This is a genomic window from Clostridium paraputrificum AGR2156 (assembly GCF_000424025.1).
Classification (GTDB): Bacteria; Bacillota; Clostridia; order Clostridiales; family Clostridiaceae; genus Clostridium; species Clostridium paraputrificum.
On sequence record NZ_AUJC01000004.1, the window covers coordinates 152,245 to 176,541 of the forward strand.

At 29.5% G+C, this 24,297-nt stretch carries 26 protein-coding genes; 24 read left to right on the top strand and 2 right to left on the bottom strand.

What is annotated here, in order from left to right; translation table 11 throughout:
* The first annotated feature begins 40 nt into the window (after window positions 1–40).
* The 15 genes from acpP to G594_RS19525 all read left to right on the top strand — a co-directional run bounded on the left by acpP (window position 41) and on the right by G594_RS19525 (window position 16,598).
* Entirely contained in the window at window positions 41–265 is a 225-nt protein-coding gene (acpP, locus tag G594_RS0104075; RefSeq protein ID WP_027097398.1) for an acyl carrier protein, read from the top strand.
* A gap of 119 nt (window positions 266–384) precedes the next feature.
* A complete protein-coding gene (gene fabK, locus G594_RS0104080) occupies window positions 385–1,323 on the top strand; it encodes an enoyl-[acyl-carrier-protein] reductase FabK (protein WP_027097399.1) in 939 nt (312 codons plus the stop codon).
* Window positions 1,316–2,260, top strand: a complete 945-nt coding sequence (gene fabD / locus G594_RS0104085; protein WP_027097400.1) for an ACP S-malonyltransferase — start codon at window positions 1,316–1,318, stop codon at window positions 2,258–2,260. Before fabK ends, fabD begins: the two co-directional genes overlap by 8 nt.
* A gap of 9 nt (window positions 2,261–2,269) precedes the next feature.
* Window positions 2,270–3,010, top strand: a complete 741-nt coding sequence (gene fabG, locus G594_RS0104090; protein WP_027097401.1) for a 3-oxoacyl-[acyl-carrier-protein] reductase — start codon at window positions 2,270–2,272, stop codon at window positions 3,008–3,010.
* 12 nt (window positions 3,011–3,022) lie between these two features.
* On the top strand, window positions 3,023–4,255 hold the full coding sequence (gene fabF, locus G594_RS0104095; RefSeq protein ID WP_027097402.1) for a beta-ketoacyl-ACP synthase II: 1,233 nt from the start codon (window positions 3,023–3,025) through the stop codon (window positions 4,253–4,255).
* A gap of 21 nt (window positions 4,256–4,276) precedes the next feature.
* Complete coding sequence (gene accB, locus G594_RS0104100; RefSeq protein WP_027097403.1) at window positions 4,277–4,768, top strand: acetyl-CoA carboxylase biotin carboxyl carrier protein; 492 nt, start codon at window positions 4,277–4,279, stop codon at window positions 4,766–4,768.
* Window positions 4,769–4,771: 3 nt separating this feature from the next.
* Window positions 4,772–5,194, top strand: a complete 423-nt coding sequence (fabZ, locus tag G594_RS0104105; protein ID WP_027097404.1) for a 3-hydroxyacyl-ACP dehydratase FabZ — start codon at window positions 4,772–4,774, stop codon at window positions 5,192–5,194.
* 9 nt (window positions 5,195–5,203) lie between these two features.
* Complete coding sequence (locus tag G594_RS0104110) at window positions 5,204–6,556, top strand: acetyl-CoA carboxylase biotin carboxylase subunit (RefSeq protein WP_027097405.1); 1,353 nt, start codon at window positions 5,204–5,206, stop codon at window positions 6,554–6,556.
* Window positions 6,549–7,415, top strand: coding sequence for an acetyl-CoA carboxylase, carboxyltransferase subunit beta (gene accD, locus G594_RS0104115; RefSeq protein WP_027097406.1), 867 nt, complete (start codon window positions 6,549–6,551; stop codon window positions 7,413–7,415). Before G594_RS0104110 ends, accD begins: the two co-directional genes overlap by 8 nt.
* Window positions 7,408–8,217: an acetyl-CoA carboxylase carboxyltransferase subunit alpha gene (locus G594_RS0104120; RefSeq protein WP_027097407.1), complete on the top strand. Its 810-nt coding sequence runs from the start codon at window positions 7,408–7,410 to the stop codon at window positions 8,215–8,217. The genes accD and G594_RS0104120 overlap by 8 nt, the downstream gene beginning before the upstream one ends.
* Before the next feature lie 147 nt (window positions 8,218–8,364).
* A complete protein-coding gene (locus G594_RS0104125; protein WP_027097408.1) occupies window positions 8,365–9,297 on the top strand; it encodes a DUF4003 family protein in 933 nt (310 codons plus the stop codon).
* Window positions 9,298–9,329: 32 nt separating this feature from the next.
* Window positions 9,330–9,746 carry a HutP family protein gene (locus tag G594_RS0104130; RefSeq protein ID WP_027097409.1) on the top strand — a complete coding sequence of 139 codons (417 nt, stop codon included), beginning with the start codon at window positions 9,330–9,332 and terminating at the stop codon, window positions 9,744–9,746.
* A gap of 334 nt (window positions 9,747–10,080) precedes the next feature.
* On the top strand, window positions 10,081–11,274 hold the full coding sequence (locus G594_RS0104135; RefSeq protein ID WP_027097410.1) for an acetate kinase: 1,194 nt from the start codon (window positions 10,081–10,083) through the stop codon (window positions 11,272–11,274).
* A gap of 122 nt (window positions 11,275–11,396) precedes the next feature.
* Complete coding sequence (locus tag G594_RS0104140; protein WP_051195901.1) at window positions 11,397–14,228, top strand: ATP-dependent DNA helicase; 2,832 nt, start codon at window positions 11,397–11,399, stop codon at window positions 14,226–14,228.
* A gap of 21 nt (window positions 14,229–14,249) precedes the next feature.
* The gene (locus G594_RS19525) at window positions 14,250–16,598 is read left to right on the top strand and encodes a sensor histidine kinase (protein WP_027097412.1); all 2,349 of its coding nucleotides are present in this window, start codon (window positions 14,250–14,252) and stop codon (window positions 16,596–16,598) included.
* Window positions 16,599–16,654: 56 nt separating this feature from the next.
* Here G594_RS19525 and G594_RS19530 read toward each other — a convergent pair whose 3' ends face one another.
* Window positions 16,655–17,743 (bottom strand): YbjQ family protein, encoded by a 1,089-nt coding sequence (locus G594_RS19530; RefSeq protein WP_051195902.1) that lies wholly within the window; start codon window positions 17,741–17,743, stop codon window positions 16,655–16,657.
* Between the two features lie 107 nt (window positions 17,744–17,850).
* On the opposite strand from G594_RS19530, the gene G594_RS0104160 reads away from it, so the two are divergent.
* The 8 genes from G594_RS0104160 to G594_RS0104195 all read left to right on the top strand — a co-directional run bounded on the left by G594_RS0104160 (window position 17,851) and on the right by G594_RS0104195 (window position 23,432).
* Complete coding sequence (locus G594_RS0104160) at window positions 17,851–18,351, top strand: gamma carbonic anhydrase family protein (RefSeq protein WP_027097413.1); 501 nt, start codon at window positions 17,851–17,853, stop codon at window positions 18,349–18,351.
* Window positions 18,352–18,363: 12 nt separating this feature from the next.
* Window positions 18,364–18,777, top strand: coding sequence for a hypothetical protein (locus tag G594_RS0104165; protein ID WP_027097414.1), 414 nt, complete (start codon window positions 18,364–18,366; stop codon window positions 18,775–18,777).
* Between the two features lie 32 nt (window positions 18,778–18,809).
* Window positions 18,810–19,439, top strand: a complete 630-nt coding sequence (locus G594_RS0104170; RefSeq protein WP_027097415.1) for a DUF488 domain-containing protein — start codon at window positions 18,810–18,812, stop codon at window positions 19,437–19,439.
* 304 nt (window positions 19,440–19,743) lie between these two features.
* Window positions 19,744–20,514: an endonuclease/exonuclease/phosphatase family protein gene (locus tag G594_RS0104175; RefSeq protein ID WP_027097416.1), complete on the top strand. Its 771-nt coding sequence runs from the start codon at window positions 19,744–19,746 to the stop codon at window positions 20,512–20,514.
* Between the two features lie 99 nt (window positions 20,515–20,613).
* Entirely contained in the window at window positions 20,614–20,796 is a 183-nt protein-coding gene (locus tag G594_RS0104180) for a ferredoxin (RefSeq protein WP_027097417.1), read from the top strand.
* Between the two features lie 48 nt (window positions 20,797–20,844).
* Window positions 20,845–21,021 carry a (2Fe-2S)-binding protein gene (locus G594_RS0104185; protein ID WP_027097418.1) on the top strand — a complete coding sequence of 59 codons (177 nt, stop codon included), beginning with the start codon at window positions 20,845–20,847 and terminating at the stop codon, window positions 21,019–21,021.
* A gap of 90 nt (window positions 21,022–21,111) precedes the next feature.
* The gene (locus tag G594_RS0104190) at window positions 21,112–23,067 is read left to right on the top strand and encodes an elongation factor G (protein WP_027097419.1); all 1,956 of its coding nucleotides are present in this window, start codon (window positions 21,112–21,114) and stop codon (window positions 23,065–23,067) included.
* A gap of 17 nt (window positions 23,068–23,084) precedes the next feature.
* The gene (locus G594_RS0104195; protein WP_027097420.1) at window positions 23,085–23,432 is read left to right on the top strand and encodes a hypothetical protein; all 348 of its coding nucleotides are present in this window, start codon (window positions 23,085–23,087) and stop codon (window positions 23,430–23,432) included.
* Between the two features lie 24 nt (window positions 23,433–23,456).
* Here the strand turns inward: G594_RS0104195 and G594_RS0104200 are convergent, their stop codons facing one another.
* A complete protein-coding gene (locus G594_RS0104200; RefSeq protein ID WP_027097421.1) occupies window positions 23,457–23,864 on the bottom strand; it encodes a hypothetical protein in 408 nt (135 codons plus the stop codon).
* A 155-nt stretch (window positions 23,865–24,019) separates the two neighbouring features.
* Between G594_RS0104200 and G594_RS0104205 the strand changes: the two genes are divergently transcribed.
* Entirely contained in the window at window positions 24,020–24,256 is a 237-nt protein-coding gene (locus G594_RS0104205) for a TIGR04540 family protein (RefSeq protein ID WP_027097422.1), read from the top strand.
* The last annotated feature ends 41 nt before the right edge of the window (window positions 24,257–24,297 follow it).

Sequence of the window (24,297 nt, forward strand, 5' to 3'; positions counted from 1 at the left end):
ATGTTAAAATGAAAAGATTATAAAATTTGGAGGTATTAAAATGATATTTGAAGAAATTAAAAAGGTTATATGTGAACAATTAGAGGTTGAACCAGAAGAGGTTACAATGGATACTACATTTGAAGATTTAGGGGCGGATTCATTAGATTTATTTCAAGTTGTAATTGAAATAGAAGAAAGATATGGAATTCAATTAGAAGATGCTGAAAGCATTAAATCTGTTAGAGATGCAGTTGAATATGTAGAAAAGAAAGTAAATAAGTAAAAAGTATTATATTAATTTTTAAATCGGGTTTCATTATCAATATAGGTTGCCCGATTTAATTATATACATAATCATAAAAATGATTGTGTTTTATTTAACAAAGTAAGAAGGGGTTATGTATGAAGAAGAGTAGGGTTTGTCAATTATTAGATATAGGGTATCCTATATTTCAAGGTGGGATGGCTTGGATTGCAGATGCATCTTTAGCAGCAGCTGTAAGTGAAGCTGGTGGCCTTGGAATTATTACAGGAACAGCACCAACTGACTGGGTTAGAGCTGAAATAAGAAAGGCTAAAAAGTTAACTAATAAGCCCTTTGGTGTAAATATTATGCTTATGGATATACAAGCAGATGAAATAGCTAAAATGGTATGTGAAGAAGGAGTTAAAGTTGTAACAACTGGTGCGGGAAGTCCAGGGAAATATATGGAGATGTGGAAATCACATGGAGTAAAAGTTATTCCTGTTGTAGCTTCAGTAGCATTAGCTAAAAGAATGGAAAAGGCAGGGGCAGATGCTATTATAGCAGAGGGAACGGAATCAGGTGGTCATGTTGGTCAATTAACAACTATGGCCTTAGTACCTCAAGTAGTAGATGCAGTAAATATTCCAGTTTTAGCTGCAGGAGGAATAGGAGATGGAAGAGGTGTTGCAGCTAGCTTTATGTTAGGTGCAGAAGGTGTTCAATTAGGAACAAGATTTTTAGTAGCAAAAGAATGTACAGTACATCAAAATTATAAGGAGAGAGTAATTAAAGCAAAAGATATTGATACAGAAGTTACAGGTAGATCTACAGGGCATCCAATAAGGGTTATTAAAAATAAATTAACTAGAGAATTTATTAAGCTTGAAAAAGAAGGGGCTTCAGTTGAACAGCTGGAGGCACTGGGAAGAGGATGTCTTTCTAAAGCAGTTAAAGGTGATGTGGATTTTGGATCTGTAATGGCAGGTCAAATTTCAGGATTAATAAATAAAGAACAAAGCTGTAAAGAAATTATTGAAGAGATTATGAGAGAAGCTTCAGATAGATTCCAAGATTTTGGAGGTAACAATGAATAGCAAGAAGGTAGCATTTTTATTTTCAGGTCAAGGAGCTCAATACGTTGGAATGGGAAAAGAGTTATATAAAAGTATTCCAGAGTGTAAGGAAATCTTTGATAAGGGAGAAAAAATACTTAATATGCCTATTAAAGAGTTGATATTTAATGGACCAGAAGAAAAGCTTATGCAAACTGAACTAGCTCAACCTGCAATATTACTTACGTCATTAGCAGCATTGAAAGCACTAGAAGTTAATGGTGTTGAAGCAGAATATGCAACAGGGCTTTCACTAGGAGAATATGCAGCCTTAATTTATGGTGGAGCTTTATCCTTTGAAGATGGTTTAAGGCTAATTAAAGAGAGAGGAAGAATTATGGGCTCTGCTTTACCCAAGGGATTAGGTAAAATGGCTGCAATAATGAGATTAGATAATGAAAAAGTTCAGGAACTTTTATCTAGAGCAAGTGAATATGGAGTTTGTGAGGGAGCAAATTATAATTGCCCAGGTCAAGTATCCATAGCAGGTGAAAATGAAGCTATAGATAAGGCTGTTGAAATAGCTCAAGAATTAGGGGGAAGGGCAGTTTTACTTAAGGTAAGTGGACCATTCCATAGTTCTTTATTAAAAGAAGCTAGTGATGAGTTTTACGAGACTATAAAAAAGGTAGATATTAAAGAAACAAATAAAACTATTTATTCTAACGTAAAGGGATTACCTTATGAAAAGGAAGATGATATTAGGCTTATTTTAAAAAAACATATTATGTCATCAGTTTATTTTGAGAAAGAAATTGAGGATATGCTAAATAGAGGCGTTAATACATTTGTAGAAGTAGGTCCAGGTAAGGCATTAAGAGGTTTTGTGAAAAAGATAGATAGAAATTCAAGATTACTTAATGTGGAAGATATTAAGTCTTTAGAAAACACTCTAAATGAGTTAAAAGAAGGGATATAGGAGGTACAAATGTTAAAGGGAAAATGTGCAGTTGTTACAGGTGCTGCAAAAGGTATTGGTAAAGCTATTGCCTTAAAACTAGCAAGTTTAGGTGTAAATATAGTTTTAAATTATAGAAGTAGCGAAGATAAGGCTATAGAAACAGAAAAAGAAATTTTGAGTTTAGGGGTAGAGGTTTTAAGAATTAAAGGTGATATAAGCAAAGCAAATGATGTGGAGAATTTAATAGATTGTGCTAAAAAGAAATTTGGTAAGATTGATATTATGGTTAATAATGCTGGAATTACGAAGGATACACTGCTATTAAGGATGAAAGAAGAAGATTTTGATTCTGTAATAAATGTAAATTTGAAGGGCGTATTTAATTGTTTAAAGGCTATAACACCTGTTATGGTAAAGCAAAAAGAGGGGAAAATAATTAATCTTTCTTCTGTAGTAGGTTTAGTTGGAAATGCAGGGCAAGTAAATTATGCTGCATCAAAGGCAGGAGTTATTGGAATGACAAAATCTCTTGCAAAGGAAATAGGATCTAGAGGAATAACTGTAAATGCAGTAGCACCTGGTTTTATTGAGACAGATATGACTGATGTGCTAGGAGATAAGTTTAAAGAAGAAGCAAAAAAGAGTATTCCTTTAAAAAGATTAGGAAAAGCAGAAGATGTTGCAGAAGTTGTAGCTTTCTTAGCTAGTGATAGTGCTAATTATATAACAGGTCAAGTAATCCAAGTTGATGGTGGAATGGTAATGTAGTGGAGGAGTGTTATGAGTAGAAAAGTAGTTGTAACTGGAATGGGAGCTGTTACTCCTATAGGAAATAATGTTGAAGAGTATTGGAATAGCCTTAAGAACGGAAAAAGCGGTATTGACTATATAAAAAACATTGATACATCAACTATAGATGTAAAAATAGGAGCAGAAGTTAAGGATTTTCATACAGAAGAGGTTATGCCAAAGAAAGAAGTAAGAAGATTAGATAAGTTTTCACAATTTGTGTTATATGCAGCTGATGAGGCTATAAAGTCATCTGGGTTAGATGTAGAAAAAATTAATAGTAAAAGATTTGGAGTATATGTTGGATCAGGAATTGGTGGCTTTATGACTATGGAAAGTGAAACTGAAAAAATAGCCATAGGAAAATCTAAACGAGTTTCACCGTTTTTTGTACCAATGACTATCATAAACCTTGGTGCAGGTAATATTGCTATAAAATATGGAGCTAAGGGACCATGTACATCAATGGTTACAGCATGTGCAACTGGTAATAATAATATAGGTGAGGCATTTAGATTAATAAAAGATGGATATGCAGATGTAATGCTTGCAGGTAGTGGAGAAGCTCCAATTACCAAAATGGGGGTTGCTGGATTTGCCAGCATGAAAGCATTAAATACTAGTAATGATACTTCTAGGGCATCAATTCCTTTTGATAGGGATAGAAATGGTTTTGTAATTGGTGAAGGAGGAGCTGTATTAGTACTAGAGTCAGAAGAACATGCTAAATCTAGGGGAGCAAAAATTCTGGCTGAGATTGTAGGATACGGTAGTACTTGCGATGCTTATCATATTACATGTCCACATCCAGAAGGAGAGGGAGCAGCTGATGCTATGATAGAAGCTATTGAAGAAGCTGGGATAGAAAGAAATGAAGTTTCATATATAAATGCACATGGCACATCAACACCTTTAAATGATAAATATGAAACATATGCTATTAAGAGGGTATTTAATGATTATGCATACAATATACCAGTGTCATCAACAAAATCAATGACAGGACACCTACTAGGGGGAGCTGGTTCTATAGAGGCAGTTGCGTGTATTAAGGCACTTCAAGAAGGATTTATACCTCCAACTATAGGATTAGAAAATGTAGATGAGGAATTAGATTTAGATTATGTACCAAATAAGGGAAGAGAAAGGGAATTAAAATATGTTCTTTCAAATTCTCTAGGTTTTGGAGGCCACAATGCTACTTTACTATTTAAAAAGTGGTAGTAGGGTTTAGGAGGTTTTATTATGAATTTTAAAGAGGTTAAAGAGTTAATTGAGTTAATAAATTCATCACAATTAGCATACTTTGAAATTGAAACTGCTGACGGGCATATAAAAATGGATAAATCATTAAGTAGAAATATTGTCTCAGAAGAAAAAGATAATGAAGTTGTTAAAAAAGAATTGCCAAGTAGTCAAGGGGAAATGAATAATAGTATATCAGTAAATGTTGCTACAGATGGAAGTGAAATAAAGGTAGAAGAAAAGGATGAAGATTTAAAAGTTATTAATTCTCCAATGGTTGGTACTTTTTATAGTTCTTCATCTCCAGATAGTAAAGCTTTTGTATCTGAAGGAAATGAAGTTTCTAAGGGTGATGTACTATGTATAATAGAAGCTATGAAACTTATGAATGAAATTGAAAGTGATGTAAATGGAGTAGTAAGAGAGATATTAGTAAGAGATGGCGAAATGGTGGAATATGGGCAACCATTATTTAAGGTAAAGGAGATATAAAAGATGATGGACATAAATGAAATTAGAGAAATTTTACCTCATAGATATCCTTTCCTTTTAGTAGATAGAGTTACTGAAGTGGTTGAAGGTAAAAGTATAAAAGGATATAAAAATGTAACAATAAATGATCAATTTTTTCAAGGGCATTTTCCAGAAAAACCTATAATGCCAGGTGTGTTAATATTAGAGGCTCTAGCTCAATTAGGTGCAGTCTCAATATTAAGTATGAATGAATTTAAAGGGAAAATACCTATGTTTGCTGGTGCAGATAAAGTTAAATGGAGAAAGCCAGTAGTACCAGGTGATAGATTAGATTTAAGTTGTGAAATTATTAAATTAAGGGGACCTATAGGAATAGGAAAGGCAGTAGCTACTGTTGAGGGAAAAAAGGTTTGTGAAGCAGAAATAATGTTTGCTATAGGATAGGTGATAAGGATGTTTAAGAAAGTACTTATTGCAAATAGAGGAGAAATAGCTGTTAGAATAATAAGAGCTTGTAGAGAGCTTGGCATTTTAACGGTAGCAGTATATTCAGAAATTGATAAAGAGGCCCTTCATACTCAACTAGCAGATGAAGCTGTATGCATAGGACCAGCTTCTGCTAAAGACAGTTATTTAAATATAACTAATATATTAAGTGCATGTGTACTTACAGGGGCAGATGCTATTCATCCAGGCTTTGGTTTTTTATCGGAGAATGCTAAGTTTGCTAAGATGTGCAAGGAGTGTAATATAAAGTTTATAGGTCCTGATTATGCTTCAATTGAATTAATGGGAAATAAGGCTAAGGCAAGAGAAGTAATGAAAGATGCCAAAGTACCTGTTGTACCTGGTTTTGAAGGTATAATTGAAAGTGAGGAGCACGCTTCCTATATTGCCGAGGAAATAGGTTATCCTGTAATGATAAAAGCATCAGCAGGTGGCGGAGGAAAAGGTATTAGAATAGCCTTTAATGAAGGAGAGTTAAGAAGAGGTTATAATACAGCAAAAGCAGAAGCTAAAGCATGCTTTGGAGATGATAGGTTATATATTGAAAAATATATACAAAATCCAAGACATATAGAATTTCAAATTTTAGCAGATAATTATGGAAATGTAATACATTTAAATGAAAGAGAATGTTCTCTTCAAAGAAAGAATCAAAAGGTATTAGAAGAAGCACCATCAACATTTTTAACTTCAGATTTAAGAATTGAGATGGGAGAAATTGCGAAAAGAGCAGCTAAGGCTGTTAATTATAAAAATGCAGGAACAATAGAGTTCTTAGTAGATAAGGATTGTAATTATTACTTCATGGAAATGAACACAAGAATACAAGTAGAGCATCCTATAACAGAAATGATAACAGGGATAGACATTGTGAAAGAACAATTAAAAATTGCATCAGGATTAGAATTAGAGTTAAATCAAGATGATATTAAAATTAAAGGTCATGCTATAGAATGTAGAATTAATGCAGAAGATCCAGATAGAGATTTTATACCTTGTCCTGGAAAAATTACAGAATTGTATGTTCCTGGAGGAAGAGGAGTAAGACTAGATTCAGCTATTTACTGTGGTTATAAAATTCCGCATTGTTATGATTCAATGTTAGCTAAGCTAATTTCATTTGGTAAAGATAGGGGAGAAGCTATAACAATAATGAAAAGAGCTTTGGGAGAGTTTGGCGTAGGTGGAGTAAAAACAAATGTGGATTTTCAATTTTCTTTATTAGAAATGGATGAAGTTGTAAGAGGGGAGTATGATACCTCTTTCTTAGAAAAAGTGATGGTGAAGAGAAATGCTTAAGGATTTATTTAAGAAAAATAAATACGGAACAGTAAAAAGTGTAAATGTAGAAGCAGAAGAAAAACCTAATATACCATCTGGAATGTGGTTAAAATGTGATAAGTGTGGAAGTATTATTTATAAGGAAGACTTAAAAGCAAACCTTTATGTTTGTAATAGTTGTAATAACCACTTAAGATTAAAAGCAAGAACTAGAATTAATTTTCTAGTTGATCAGGGAAGTTTCAAAGAGATGGGAGAGGATATTAAAACAACCAATCCTATTAGTTTTGATGGCTATGAAGAAAAACTCCAAAAAAGTAGGGAAAAAACTGATAGTAGTGAAGCGGTTATCACAGGTGTTGGTAAAATTAATGGTGTAGCTGTAGCTATAGCTGTCATGGATAGCTATTTTATGATGGGAAGTATGGGAACTGTAGTAGGTGAAAGAATTACATCCTTAATTGAATGTGCAACAGAAAGAAAACTACCACTAATTATATTTACAACCTCTGGAGGAGCTAGAATGCAGGAAGGAATCTTTTCTTTGATGCAAATGGCTAAGATTAGCGCAGCAATAGGAAAACATGATGATGCAGGTTTGCTATATATAACAGTACTAACTAATCCAACAACAGGAGGAGTGACTGCAAGTTTTGCTATGGAAGGTGATATTATTTTAAGTGAACCAGGAACATTAGTTGGATTTGCAGGAAGAAGAGTAATTGAAAATACCATTAGAGAAACACTTCCAGATGACTTTCAAAAGGCCGAATTCTTGTTAGAAAAAGGCTTTGTAGATGCTATAGTCCATAGAAAAGATATTAGAAAGATGCTTTATAAGCTTCTTTTAATGCATGGGGTGAGTAACAATGACTAGAGATATAATTAAAACCATGTCAGCATGGGATAAAGTGGTGATTGCAAGACACAAAGATAGACCTACAGGAGCCTTTTACATTGAAAATATTTTTAGTGATTTTATAGAACTACATGGAGATAGATATTTTGGAGATGATAATGCAGTAATTGGGGGAATAGGTTTTCTAGAAGGAATTCCTGTTACAATTATTGCAATAACTAAAGGGGCTAACACTAAAGAAAATATAGAAAGAAATTTTGGAATGCCCAAACCAGAAGGTTATAGAAAGGCATTAAGACTAATGAAGGAAGCTGAAAAATTTGATAGAACGGTTATTTGTTTTGTAGATACCCCAGGAGCTTTTTGTGGAGTTGATGCAGAAGAAAGAGGGCAAGGAGAAGCAATTGCAAAGAATTTATTAGAAATGAGTAGGCTAAAAACTCCTATTATAACTGTTCTTTTAGGTGAAGGTGGAAGTGGAGGTGCTTTAGCACTAGCAGTGGCAGATAGGATTCTTATGTTAGAGCATTCTATATATTCTATTCTATCACCAGAAGGCTTTGCATCTATTTTGTGGAAAGATGGTAGTAAAGCTAAGGAAGCAGCAGAAGTAATGAAGATAACAGCACAGGATTTAATAGATTATAATATAGTAGATAAAGTTATTAAGGAACCTAATGGAGGTGCTCACAAGAATCCGCTTAAAATGGCAGCAGCTATAAAAAGGGAACTTGTAGAGGAAGTATATTCATTAAGATATAAAGATAGGAAAGAAATACTAACTAATAGATATGAAAAATTTAGAAAAATGGGAAGATAGTTAAAGAGGATGAGTATTTAATATGCTTATCCTCTTTAATCTATATAGGGATTTATTAATAAAATGTTAAAAATATAAAATTCAAATAATATCAAATGTATGATATTATTATAATGAAAATATATAAGAATAAAAAAGGATGATGATATGGACGTTGAGCTGAGGAGTAAGGTAGACTTACTTTCTGACAATTATAATGATATTAGAAAGGCATTAAGGTGGGATGGAAATCTTCTTAATCACTTTGAGGCATTGCTATATGTTAGGACAGATAAAGAGTTTTCTTTAGAAAAAATAAAAGAAGTTAGAAAGTATTTAGATAGTAGAAAATTACCTTATCCTTTTAAAGGGGTATTTAATAAAATTTGCTCTATTATGTTAGATGATAGGGATGATTATGTACAAGTATTTAATAACACATTATATGTATATGAAAGATTAATCCAGAATGGTTTTAAAGGAAATGAGAAGGCTGCTTTTGCATCATTAATGCTTGCAAAAAGGTTTTTTGGTAAAGAATTAGACAATAGAATCAATAGAATAATTGATATAAATAGTAGTCTAAAAGATAATGATTATATAAGTTATGCAAATTTATCATGTACCAATAGAAGTGTTGATAGAATAAGAAAAGAACTTACTGAAATAGAAAATATATTGAAGGTAACGGGAAGAGAGAGTTCTGTAGATATAAAAAGTTTTTCAACATTACTGATGATAGATGAAGATAATGTTGAAACAAAAGTTGAAAAAGCATTAAATATAATGTGCAATATAAAATCAGAGTTATTTGAAATCCCAGATAAAGCATATCCATTATTAGGACTAGCTACTATGTTAGTAGAAGATCCTGAAAGCTTTTGTGTGGAATTAAAGGATATTTATAATTCTTTGAAAAATACTAAGAAATATAGATATTTTATGAATAGAGATTTAAGGATAATGATTTCTTTAGGTTTATTACTAAATAAATATGTTGAGGAGTTAAAGGCTGATTTAATTGATATAAATGTAAGTGATGAAATTAATGTTTTCCTGGCACTAGAAGAATGTACAGTTTTTTCATTATCAGTTATATAACAAAATATTATACTTAGGATGGAGAATATGAAATGGTAAATCAAAATAGTACAGAAGTTGCAAGAATTGCTACCAGAATGGCAATTAGTAATAGAGATGAGGAAGAAATTTTAAAAGAAAGCTATTTTAAGCAAGGAGTAAAAGTTACAGCAGTTAATGTTGGTGGCAATATTAATGAATCAATTCATAAAATTCTTGAAAGAGCCTTAGTGGCATCTAAAAGGAATAACTTAATTAGAGATGAGCATCTTCATGAAGGAGCAGTGATAGGTGCAACTAGAGATGCATTAATGCAAATAAGTAATAGAGCAAATGCACAAAATGTAGGTGGAAAAATAGGCATAGCAAGAAAAGGTGAACATATTTCTGTATGTATTTTTTTAAGTATTGGACTATTGCATTTAGATGAAGTTGTAATAGGAATAGGGCATAGGTCATTACCTGAATAATAAGATGTTTTTTAAAGAGAGTGCTAGTTACTCTCTTTTTTTACTACTATAACAAAATTTTAAATATAAGTAGTAGAGTATATATGTTAAAAACTTAACATTAAAAAACAGGTTAAAACTGTTGACTACAGGGGTTTTACCCATTATTATAAAGGTATTGTTGATAGTAGTTATCAGGATATTTTTTACAATGATGGAAACGATTTAGAAGTGAATTATTTAATGATATTATGTCAAGAATATAAGTGGTATTTTAGATAGGTATCATTATAAGAAATAATAATTATTTAATGCTTTTATAGCATAAAAGACAATGAAGTTGGAGGAATTGAACATGAAGGTTTTAGTAATTAATTGTGGTAGTTCATCTTTAAAGTATCAATTAATTGATATGGAAACAGAGAACTCATTAGCACAAGGTTTAGTTGAAAGAATTGGAATTGAAGGATCAGTTTTAACACAAAAGGTTGAAGGAAAAGATAAGTATATAGTTAAGACTCCTATGAATAACCATAAAGAAGCTATTGAAATAGTATTAAAGGCTTTAGTTGATGGTGAACATGGTGTAATTAAATCAATGGATGAAATTACTGCAGTTGGTCATAGAGTAGTACATGGTGGAGAAAAATATGCTTCATCAGTATTAATAACTGAGGAAGTTAAGAAGTCAATTGAAGAATGCTATAAGTTAGCTCCATTACATAACCCACCAAACATGATTGGTATAGAAGCATGTGAGGAGTTAATGCCAAATACACCAATGGTAGCAGTATTTGATACAGCATTCCATCAAACAATGCCAAAGGAAGCTTTCCTTTATGCATTGCCATATGAATTATACTCTGAAAATGGAATAAGAAAATATGGATTCCATGGTACTTCACATATGTATGTATCAAATAAAGTTGCAGAAGTTATGGGCAAAGATATAAAAGATCTTAAGATAGTAACTTGTCATCTTGGAAATGGTGCATCTTTATGTGCAGTTAAAAATGGTGTTTCAATCGATACTACAATGGGATTCACACCACTTGATGGTATTGTAATGGGAACAAGATCAGGAAGTATAGACCCTGCAATAGTTTTATACTTAATAAATGAATTAAAATATTCAACAGAGGATGTAAATACATTATTAAATAAGAAATCAGGTGTACTTGGAATTTCAGGTGTAAGCTCAGACTTTAGAGATATTGAAGATGCAGCAGCTAAGGGAGACGAAAGAGCTATACTTGCTTTAGATATATATCACTACAGAATTAGAACACAAATAGGAGCTTATGCAGCTGCTATGGGTGGTGTAGATGCTATAGTATTTACAGCTGGTGTTGGAGAAAATGGTCCTGAAACTAGAGAAGCTTGCCTAGAAGGTTTAGAATTCTTAGGAGTTAAGGTTGATAAAGAAAAGAATAACGTAAGAGGAAAAGTAAGAGAAATCTCTACTGAAGACTCTACAGTAAAAGCATTTGTTATACCAACTAATGAAGAATTAGTTATAGCAAGAGATACTAAAAATTTAGTGAAGTAGTTTTATTAGATAAATAGTTCTATCAAATTTTGATAGGACTATTTTTTTGCTAAAAAAATATTTTACTTATTTAAGTAGTTCTTGTAAAATACTAAGGTATGTATAAAGAAAGGAGTAGGGTTGTGGATAATAGTATTTTAAATAATGTAGTATATCTTTACATTGATGCTACATCCTTCGATCCATTGTATTCAGAAATAATAAGAATAGATGGAGTAAAAATAAAAGAAGGTAATGTTGAAGTTTTCTCTACTTCCTTCAAGAATAAATTACAAGATATAAAAAAGTTAATGTTATTTATAGAAGTGCTTCCAATAATATGTGAGGATGCATCATTTACAAAAAGATTTTTAGAAAAATATATAAGTGATATAAAGAATGAAATATTAGATTTAAGGGAACTTTGTTCCATTTTAGAACCGTGGAGAAGAGATTATAGAGTTATAAGTTTAATAAAAGAAGTTACATCAATTGATTTTGATAATATAAATAAAGCAACAAATATTCTTTATGTACTTAATTCATTTTTATGTAGATTGTGGGATAAGGAAGAAGAGTATAAAAAGAAAAATGCTAATTTATATAATATATTAAAACTTGATTATAATATCCATGAAAAATGGGGGTGGGCTGTGTATTTACAGAAGCCACTGTTTTTTAATTATAATGAATTTAATTATGTTAAATATAATAAAAAACAAGAAGTTGAGATTAAAGCTTCGAAAAAGAAAATTCCTTATAATGAATTTGAAAAGTTATTAAGAAGGAAGGATATATGGAATAGAGGGGGAGATTTCAATTATCAGTATAGAGAAGAGCAAGAGAAATTTTCATTTAAGATAAGAGAAAATATTGAAAGAGAAGAACGTATATTTATTGAGGCACCAACAGGAAGTGGTAAGACCTTTGCATATTTGCTTATAGGAATACTTCAGTGCTACAAAAATTTGAATACACATAATGTTGAGGATGCATCTTTTATTATTTCTACAGATACTAAAGAGTTACAAAATCAACTTGTAGATAGGGATATTCCTAATATGCTAGAAATGCTTGGATTAAGTGATAGGATAAATTTTGGATACATAAAAGGAAAAGGCAATTATTTGTGTCCGGAACGATTAGCTAAAAATAGTGAAGTTACTGGTAACTTAATAGAGAATTTAAGAGAGATTTTTTTAAAAAGACTATGTGAAGAGGGTGAGTATGGGGATATTGAAAAAGTATCTCAGTTTGCCTTTAATCATTTTAACTTAGATGGGGATATAAATAAGTTTTTATGTGATAGTGATGAGTGTAACTTAGATAGATGCTACAAAAAGTGCTATTTAAGAAAGAGGTATAATGAATTACCACAAGAAAATATAACAGTTGTAAATCACTCCTTACTTGCTAGTTGGCCATATGGTGAAAAGAAAAAGATTACTCATCTTATAATAGATGAGGCTCATAATTTAATGGATAAGTGCTATGACTTTTTTGCAGATGAATTTGAATCTAAAGTTTTAGAAGAACAACTAGAGTACTTATATGGAAAGGAACCTTCTATCTTTAGAATATTAAATTATTTAAATGCATCTTTAGGATATAGAGAGGTATTAGATTTAGATAAATTGAAGTATTTGGTATCACAAATAAATTTAGATATTCAAGGTTTATTGGTTTATTTAAATAATGCAGAGCTTCCTAATGAGGAATATAACTTTAAGATAGAATATGTTTTAGCTGAATCTCATATTAAGGAAAAGCTGAAAGGGTTAGATGTATATATATCTAAGTTAAAACAAAATATATATGCTTTATATTCAGTGTTAAATAAGTATTTTAATAATATAACCTTAGAGGGGGAAGAAGGTAAGGAAGAGCACGAATATAGGATGGTAACAAACTATATTTTAAAACTAAAGTCTTCCTTTGATACCCTAGATTCATTTATAGAACAGTCAGAAGGAAAAGGAAATACCGCAAAAGAGTTTGAGGTATCAAAAGATAACAGCTATTTTAGAATAAGAAACATACCATTAAATGTAGATGAATTATTTAATGAACAGATATTAAATGATGTAAAAAGTGTTACATTTTTATCTGCAACACTTAGGATTAATAATTCATTTTTAAGAATTAAGTCTATATTAGGACAGGAAGAAGCAAATGAGTGGGTGGTTCCACCTACTTTTAACTTAAGAGATAGAACTAGGATAATTACTTTAAAGGATATTGGAAGGTATAATAGTAGAGATTTTATAGAAAATTCTTCTCAATTTATATATGAAATGGCTGTGAAGTTAAATGGTCATATACTAGTGTTATTTACTAATAATTTAAGGAAACAAGCTGTTGAGGATAGACTTAATGAATTAGTAAAGGGAAGTAAAATAGAAGTACATTCAAATAAAAAGTCAATAAGGTATTTAAGTGATAGAGATAGGCAGGTTATTATATTAGGAAGTAAGGGGTTTTTTGAAGGGATTGATTTACCTGGAGATGCATTAACAGCAGTTATTCTAGATAAGATACCTAATAAATCTATTGAAGATCCATTACTGAAAGCAATAGTTAATTATAGAAAAAAGGATTATAGATATGTTAACTATCCACAACTTTGTATAAAAGTTAAACAAGTTTATGGAAGACTAATTAGAAGTACTACAGATTATGGATACTTTTGTATTTTAGATGGAGGAACTAATAATAAGACTCTTTTAAGTCTGCAAAGAGATTTAGGAGGCCCTATTATTGAGAATATTTCTAAGAAGGAAGTATTAAGAAGGGTAGAAATTGATTACTATAGATGGAATTTGGAGAACTTAAGATCTATTTGTAAAAGTATAAATGGAGAGGAGTTTTATAATTCATTTATAGAAGAAAATAAAAAAAGAAAGTCTTTCTTTAAGATAAATATTAATAATGGAAGATATGAAATTACAAATATGAATTTTAAGTTTATTAAATAGCAAAGTAAGAGGTGGAAATATATGTTTTTAGATGAGGTGAGGTATAAAGATAATATAGGTGTTAAGTGGACTATATATTCAATTATTTTTACTATAATTTCTTTTAACTTTGTGGCAATATTAACATTGTTTTTTGGCAATGCTAAAGTAATAGAAGAATCTAATATAGAGAGTCTTATAATCAATGGTGATATAATATTGGCTATATTTTCATTAATATGTTGTTATACATTTTACTATATTTATAAAGAAGATGACATATTTATAATAAGTCAAGTATATACCATGATGACTATCGAGTTCGTTATAATCAACACATTTGGAAATTATTGGGGAGTAGAGATGCGAGATAGATATATAACAATAATTGCTATATATCTGTATGAAGGTTTTCTATTATCCTATATAGTATATAAGAAAAATATACTATTTAAGTATATATTGAATAATAAGTTATTATCATGTATATTAGTATCCCTTTTATCCGTATCAATAATGTTTGGGAAAATAGGGGAAGTAGTAAGTTATGAAGATATAGTAAGTGAAAGGATGTTTTTTTATTTAGTTTGGGGATTAATCTTATTCCACTTTATACTAGTATTTATATTGTTTAGGAATAGTATAAAAACAAAAAGAATTATTTATTCTATATTTGGAGCAAGTATAAATATACTAACTATAAAAAATTTGTATATTTTTATATTGCACAATAAATATCCAGATAATGTAAAAATACTTGTATATATATTAACATTTATGGCCTTTTTGGTAATAATAATAGGTTTGTTTTTTGAAATGATTTTTAGAATTAGAGAGTCTGAGAAATTAAGACTTAATCTAAATGTGTTTTATGCTGCAAATGAAAAGAATTTACATAGTAATATCTTAGTGTATAATGAAAACTATAAAATTGTATATGCAAATGAATTGGCAAGAGGAATTATTAATGAAGGTGCAACTATAGAGGACCAGTATAATAGACTGGAGAAGAATTCTATATTTAATATCAATAAAGAAATTTCTGAAAATATAAAAAAGATACTTGAAGAAAAGGGTAGTTATTTAAATATAATGTATTTTAGTAACTTAAAGAAATATTATGAGGTACACCTTCAAAAGGTAGTAACAGATGATTCAAAGTGGATAATAGGAAGCTTTATAGATAAAACTGATGAATGCGAAGTCATTGGTAAGCTAAAAATAAGTGAAAATAGGCTTAAGAGTGTAGCAGAGAATATATTAGATTTTATTATTACTATTGATATAAGTGGAATAGTTACTTTTGCTAATACCTCAGCTATAGAAAGTTTAGGGGTTAAAGTGGAGGAGATAATAGGGCATAGGTATGGAGAGTTTTTTAAAAAGGATAATGGAGATACATTTGTAATTGATAATATTAAAAATAGCGAGATAATAAAACATAAAATATTATGTAACAATGGTGATAGCTTAAGAGTAGAATCAGTTTTTAGACGCATTAATAGTGAATTTGAAGGATATGTTGTTATATCTAGAAGTTTAGAAATGAAGGAAGAACTAAAGTCATTAAGAGTTAAATATAATGAAATTAAAGAATACGATAGGATAAGAGCAGAGTTTTTTGCAAACTTATCTCATGAGGTTAGAACACCTATAAATATTATTTATTCATGTCTTCAATTATTAAACAATCAGAAAGATAATGGTTATGAGTCTTTAGCTAAATACTATATTAAATACGAAAAAACTATCAGTCAAAATGCATTTAGATTATTAAGGTTAGTAAATAATCTTATAGATATTTCTAAGTTAGATACAGGAGCAATGCAAATAAAAGTTAAGAATATAGATATTATTAGTTTAATTGAAAATATAACATTGTCTACTGTTCCGTATGTTGAAGAAAAAAAAATAAATATAATGTTTGACACTTCCATAGAGGAATTAATAGTAGGATGTGACCCTGAAAAAATAGAAAGGGTTATGTTAAATCTTATTTCTAACTCTGTTAAATTTACTCCTAAGGGTGGAGAAATTTTTGTTGATATTCAAGTAGATGAAACTTGGGTATATGTAAGAGTAAAAGATACAGGAATAGGTATACCTATGCATTTAAAGGATGTAATATTTGAAAGATTTGTTCAAAGTAATAAATCATTTAGTAGGGAGAGAGAAGGTAGTGGTATAGGTTTAGCTTTAGTTAAAGATATAATTAATAAACATAATGGAGAAGTTATGCTAGAAGATAGTTCGGAAATGGGAAGTACCTTTTTATTTAAAATTCCTAATTTAGTTATGGATGATGTGTGGAATGATGATGATAATAGAGCTGCTGAAACTGCAATACAAGAAAAGATTAATATAGAGTTTTCTGATATTTATGATAGATAATAATAAAAGTGGATGCATTAAAGAAGGTTTTGATGCATCCACTTTTTTAAAAAAAGTTATTTATTGCTATAATATTTTTTGAGAATTTCATAGATTGATTTAAGATTTGATATTCTCTTTTCATAATTAAATATTTGCCCATCTCCAGCAACATATCTTGTAATCCTAGATGGCAGACCATATCTATCATAATTACAATTGAAACAGCTTTGTCTATCCATTTCTACTGGAGAACCACAGTGTTTACATATCCACATATCTTTTTTCTTTCCAAAGCCTTGAGATTTTATTGTAATCTCCTTTTGAAATTTTTTTTCTAATAAATCAATAAGCTCTTCTAAGGCGTAAAAGTTATCCTTTGTTACAAGAGGAGGTTTAGCTGTTAGTGAAACTAAAAGGTCAATTTCTGTGTCACTATTAGCTAAATTTTTAAATTGTTCTAATATAGAACTATAGTCAATAATATTGAAGGTTTTAATAAAAAGAGCCTTTTCTTTAGTTATATCATCAGTTACGTATCTACATACCTCAGAGAAATTTTTGCCAAGTAGAAACTCAGTAACAGAATCTATATTATCCTTAAAACCAGAGAATATATTTTTAGTTGGATTATTTCCAAGTTCTTCAATAAGTTTGTCTACAAGCATTTTTTCACTTCCACTTGGTAAGGATGCTAAAAATCCTTCAACCTCATCTATAGTGCAATTGTAAAAGTCTAAGGGGGCATTAGAAATAAGTGTGTTTGAATATAATCTTGATAAATCTAATTTGATATTTTCTTCTTCAGAATTACTATCATCATTAATAAGATTAGTGATTTTACAAGCTGTTCCTGTAGCAGAAACCATAAACATTGAGTAATTTGAACCAAAGATGGGATCTAAATCGATATTTAAGCCTAGTATACAATTCATGTCTAGTAAACGTGCTTTGTTTTCCAAGGCATTTCTTGCCATAGATTTTAATTCGTCTAATTCCCTTGTATAAGATTTTGATATTCCACCTAAAATATCAGTCCATCCTGCAAACCAGTCTCTTAAAAAATTAGCTCCAGTAACAAAGTTTATAGATATATATCCATAATACTTTTCAATTTCATAGTTACCCATTAAAGTTGAAGTTGTAACAGTTAAAATATTTCTCATAAATTTTCCCCGCCTTTTATAAATATATTTTAATTATACAATATATAGATAAAAGATTAAAATTTGTGGTAATATAATTAAGAAAAAAATAAACGAGGTAGGGAAGCATGATAAAAGGACTTGAAGAAAAAATACCTAATATTCATAAAAGTTGTTTTGTTGCAGAAAATGCAGCAGTTGTTGGAGATGTGGTAATTGGAGAAAACACGTCTGTATGGTATGGGGTTTGTATAAGAAGTGATATGGATAAAACTGTAATTGGAAAAAATACTAATATACAAGAAAATAGTACATTACATAATGATTTTGGGATTCCAACTATAGTTGGTGATGAGGTGACTATAGGACACAATTGTGTTATACATGGATGTAAAGTTTCTAATAATGTTTTAATAGGAATGGGGTCTGTAATATTAAATGGAGCAGAGATTGGAGAAAATACTATTATAGGAGCTGGAAGCTTAGTAACTCAAAATAAGAAAATACCGTCAGGTGTACTTTGTATGGGAAGTCCAGCAAAAGTAGTAAGAGAGTTAAGCGAAGAGGAAATAAAATCTATAAAAGAATCTTCTGTTCATTATATTGAAATGGCAAATATGCATAAATAAGGAGTAATTAATATGTACGTAGCATTTGGAAATAGAGTTGTAGATAGTTTAGATTTTAAGAAATTGATAGAAGATAATAGCAATTTTAAAGTATTAAAGGATATGTCTAAAGGAAGTAAGAGAGAAGATGTAGTAGCTTTAAATTTAAGTTTATCTGTTGATATTTTAAAGGAAATATTATCAGATGATTATGATATTAATGAGCTAACAGAAGATGAACTATTTGAAGAATTATTAGGATTATTCACTGAACTTGGAACAGATTTAGAGGAGTTCATGCCAGATGATTCTGTTATTAATGTTGAAAGCTATAAATGGGATGAAAGCGATAATGATGTAAGGGGAATAATTGTTATAGTTCATGAAGAGTTTAGTGAAGGAAAACTTAAAGATATAACTAGAAGACTATTAACTCAAGTAGAATAGATTATAGTCATATAAAGAAGGGAGTCTTTAGTATGGAGATATTTACAATAGGTCATTCAAATTATGATGTAGAGAGACTGATAGATATGCTAAGATTTTATAATATTAATTGCGTTGTAGATATTAGAGGTACTCCTTATTCTAAGTATAATATCCAATATAATAAAGAAATTATACAAAAAACTCTTGAAAGAGAAGGTTTTATATATATTTATATGGCAAAAGAGTTAGCTGCTAAACGTATAAATAAAGTTTCTTATAATGATGAAGGGTATTCAGATTTTGAGAAAGTAGTTCAGGAAGAAGAATTTATAAAGGGAATGGAAAGATTAAAGAATGGTTGCCAAAAAGGGTATAGAATTGCTTTACTTGGTGCTATGCAAGATCCAATAAGGTGTCATAGAGCAATATTGGTTGGAAGATCACTAAGAGATGCAGGATTTAAAGTTAAGCATATTCTTCACGATTATTCTATAGGAAGTCAAGAAGATATTGAAAAGTATTTATTAGAAAAGTATTATAAATCTGGATATCAATTAACTTTAGACTCTTTAAATAGCAGTATTTCAGAAGAAGATATGATAAGAGAAGCATATAAACATGCTAATAAAGAAATTGGATATAGAATAGAGCATATAGGTGAAGATAGGAAAAAAAATTAGTGGTAGGGAGTCTACCACTTTTTATTATTATTTAGGGATAAATTTTTAAAATACCTATATCTAAAATAACTTGGGATAAATACAGGTAGTAAGTATAATAAACAATTAAAGAATTAAAAAAGACTTTTAACACAACCTAAATAGATTGTGCTAAAAGTCTCGTTACCCAATGGGTTATAAGGCCAGGCGCTAACGACCAGTATGTTGACCCTATAGTTATAACTACTCCCTTTTAACTATACTTTATACTATGCACTTAAGCAAAAATTGTGCTGTAAAAATAATTTTTAAAAGAGGTTTTCTTATGAGAATAATGACATTTAATTTAAGATGTGATTTTATTTTAGATATTAATAACAGATGGACAAATCGAAAAGATATGGTAATAAATATTATAAAGAAATATAAGCCTGATATTATTGGAGTGCAAGAGTTAACAAATGTTATGCATAGAGAATTAGTGGATGTGTTAGATGAATATTATGTGGTCGGAACTCCAAGAAGTAAAAAAATGTTTTTAGAAAGAAATGATATATTTATCTCTAGAGAATTTCATGTAGAAGAATATAAAACTTTCTGGCTTTCTAATACTCCACAAAAAATAAGTAGCTCTAGATGGTATTCTGTATTTCCTAGAATATGCACAGCTGCTGTGATAAGAGATAATAATGGGAATAAGTATAGAATATGTAATTCTCATTTGGATTTTTTGTTTACAAAATCAAGAGTATATGAAGTGAGGAAGATACTAAGTTTTATTGAAAATGAAGAAGGTAAAGAAAATTTACCAACTATTCTTATGGGAGATTTTAATGCATCACCAAATTCTAAAGTTATAGAAGAAATAAGAAAATATAACTATAACAATAAAAAGTTTGTAGCTGTTCAGGACTATAAAAAAGAAATATACAATCATACCACAATGAGCAGATTTAAAGGGAGAAGTAAGGGGATTCATATCGACTATATTTTCGTGACAGATAATTTATCAATTAAAAGTATTCAAATACTAACATATAATGAAAATGGAAAGTATCCTTCGGATCATTATCCTTTAATTTCAGAAGTTGAATAATATAAGGTATTGACAAATAACGATTATTAATTGATAATATAGTTGAGCATTCTAGTCTGATATGGGATGCTATAAAGGTTATTTGGAGGTTTTAGTTTTATGAAAGCATTTGTTGATGAAAATATTTGTATATCATGTGGATTATGTGAAGGAACATGCTCAGAAGTTTTCTCCTTAGATACTGGAATAGCAGTTGCAGGTGAAGTTGTAGATGGAACTGAAGATGCTGTAAGAGAAGCGTGTGAAAATTGCCCAGTAGCAGCAATATCTATAGAAGAATAAAAAAAAAATTTTTGCAGAAATTATATGTATAGAAAAGGAGTTGAGCATATGTCAAATACAGTATGTTTATGTAAAGGTGTTTCGGAAGAAACAATAGTTGAAGCAATAAAGAATGGTGCAAAAACTTTTGATGAAGTAAGTGAAAAGACAGGAGCAGGTACTGGATTCTGTCATGCATCAAGATGTAAAGAAACTATTTTAAAATTAATAGATGAAAATAAGTAGTTTTTAGTAAATAATCCTAGTTTGGTTTTCAAACTAGGATTATTTTTTTGTATAATAAAAGTAAGTAATAAAAGAAGGGATATATATCATATGAAGAAAACTATAGGAATATTAGCACATGTAGACGCTGGAAAAACTACTTTTTCAGAGCAATTGCTTTATCATACAAACAGTATAAGAACTAGAGGAAGAGTTGATTACAAGAATTCATATCTAGATAATCATAATATAGAGAGGGCACGTGGTATAACTGTATTTTCTCATGATGCCATATTTAATATTGGTGAATCTACATATTATTTGTTAGATACCCCAGGTCATGTTGATTTTTCTACAGAAATGGAAAGAACTATATCCATGTTAGATTATGCAATATTAATAATTAGTGCAGTAGAAGGAATTCAAGGTCATACAGAAACTGTATGGAATATATTAAAGAAAAATAATGTGCCTACATTTATATTTATAAATAAGATAGATAGAGTAGGGGCAGAGGTAGGGAGAATTATAAATGAAATAAAAACTAACTTTTCTAATAAAATTTGTTTCATAGAAAATGGTTTAGAAGAAGAGTTAAGTGAAGAAGTAGTTGAAGGAATTTCAGAAAATGATGAGGAGTTAATTGAAAAGTATTTTAATGGTGAATATAGTAAAGATGAATGGATTAGAGCATTAAGAAATCAAGTAAAAGAGTGCAGAATTTATCCAGTATTTTCAGGTTCGGCTTTACAAGATATAGGTATAAAGGAATTTATATATGCTTTAGATAATCTAACATATACAAATTATGATAGTGAAGGTGAATTTAAAGGTGCTGTATATAAGGTGAAATATGATAATGATAATAAAACTAGAATAACATTTATTAAATGTACTAATGGAAAATTTAAAGTAAGGGATGAAATTAAGTATAAAGACAAAAAGGATAAGATTAGTAGTATTAGGATTTATAATGGTGAAAAATTTAAGAGTGTTGATTCTGTAGAGGCTGGAGATATATTTGGAGTTACAGGGGTTACAGAGTTATACCCTGGTGAAGCTATAGGGTATAAGAAAGAAAAGATAGAATATGATTTTATACCAATTATGGTATCAAAGGTAATATTTAATGATGATATAAATGCTAAAGAAGTATTTAATTACTTTAAGATCTTGAATAGTGAGGATCCTTTATTGAATGTAACATGGATAGAAGAGTTTGAAGAAATAAATGTTCATATTATGGGAAGGATTCAAACTGAAATTTTAAAGGAAATAGTTAAGGAAAGGTTTAACTTAGATATTGAATTTGGGCCTTGTAATATTTTATATAAAGAAACCATTAAAGAAAAGGCTATTGGATCAGGTCATTTTGAGCCGTTAAGACATTATGCAGAAGTTCACTTATTAATGGAACTTAATAATAGGGACAAAGGAATAACATTTGAAAATAAGTGTCATAGTGATAATTTAAATATAGGACAGATGAATCTTATAAAAACACATGTATTTGAAAGAGAGCATAGAGGAATACTTACGGGTTCTCCAATTACTGATATAAAATTTACTCTTTTAACAGGGAAAGCTCATTTGAAACATACTAGCGGAGGGGATTTTAGAGAAGCTACTTATAGAGCAATAAGACAGGGGCTAGAACAGGTGGAAAATATTCTTTTAGAGCCATACTATAGGTTTAAAATTAGTGCAGATATAGAATATATGGGAAGAATTATTTCAGATATACAAAGATTAAGTGGAAGCTTTAATGCCCCAGAACAAAATGAAAATAAGGTAGTTATACAGGGGAGAGGGCCAGTATCTACATTTATGGATTATAGTAATGAATTTAATGCATTTACAAAGGGAAAAGGTAGTATTAGTCTTACATATGATGGGTATGATAAGTGTCATAACTGGGAAGATGTAATAGAAAGTAGAGGATATAATAAAGATGCAGATATAGAATACACATCTACTTCAATTTTTTGCTCAAAAGGACAAGGATATTTAGTTAAATGGGACAAGGTTAAAGAAGAAGTTCATTGTGATTTAGAAGGTCTAATTTAATAATAGGAAGTGTTAGTGTGAAGGAGTATATACAGAATTATGAGAAGTGGCTTAAAGAAATATTAAAGCAGGAGTTAAATAATGATGAAGCAAATAAACTTGCGAATTACCATAAAACTCAAATACAATTTCTTCAACATGAGAGATTTGTACATTTAATAGTAATGGTAATGACTATTATACTTTTCTTTATTACTTTTTTTATATTTTATAATAATGTTAGCTTGCCCCTAGGAGTATTAATGTTTATTTTGGGAGTTTTGTCAGTTGCTTATATAATTCATTATTACAGATTAGAAAATACGGTGCAAAAGTGGTATAAGATATATAACTCACTTGTTATAAGAGAGGATAGACTAGGATGAATTTTTTTCCTAGCCTATCCTCTTTTAACTATCTAGCTTCTTTATAAGGTTAATAGCAAGAGCTGGGTCGTATTCAATAAGCAAGCTAAGTAACTTTTTATAATTATTTAATTCATTTGTTTCTTTAGTAATTGCTATCTCTGGATTTTTAGAATACTTATCTTGAAAATAATTAATAATTGATTTATTAAGCGAAAGAAAATATTCATTATCATTTATATTGGTTAGAGGTTCACACTTATTAATTATTAGGTTAACTATATCTTTTAAACAAGGTATCTGCTTAATCTTATACATAGCGAGAATATCTTCACAAACGACTTCACTTTTAGTTAAATTATTATCCCAGCTATTTATAATGTCTTGTACTATGGTATATCTTTTTGATTGAAGAGATATATTTAATGTCTTATAAAATTTAGTTTCTTTCATTTAAAATCACCTCATTAATATTATTTATAAAAATATATGTAAAGTAAGTTGATAAAATGATAAAAAATCTATATTAGTCTTAAGTGTTGCAATTTTATTATCCAGTTGTTAAACTTTAAGTGAAAGTTATATTAAATTATAAGGAGTACTTAAAGATGAGAGTTAGTTATAGAAATCCTAAAGAATTAGCTACAGCTGTGAAAGATGCAATTGATACTTATTTAGAAGACCTAATGTCTTATGAAGATCTAGAAAAAAAGATTTTAAAAATGATAGAAGTAAATGAAGAAAGACTAGTTAAGAATGGTAATGTTGATAGAAAGGTATCATTAGTTTTAGGAGAAGATAGAGTTGAGATTATTAATAAGATAATAAAAGATAATGATAAATAAAAACTCACGATTGTGAGTTTTTATTTTATAAATTTAGTGAA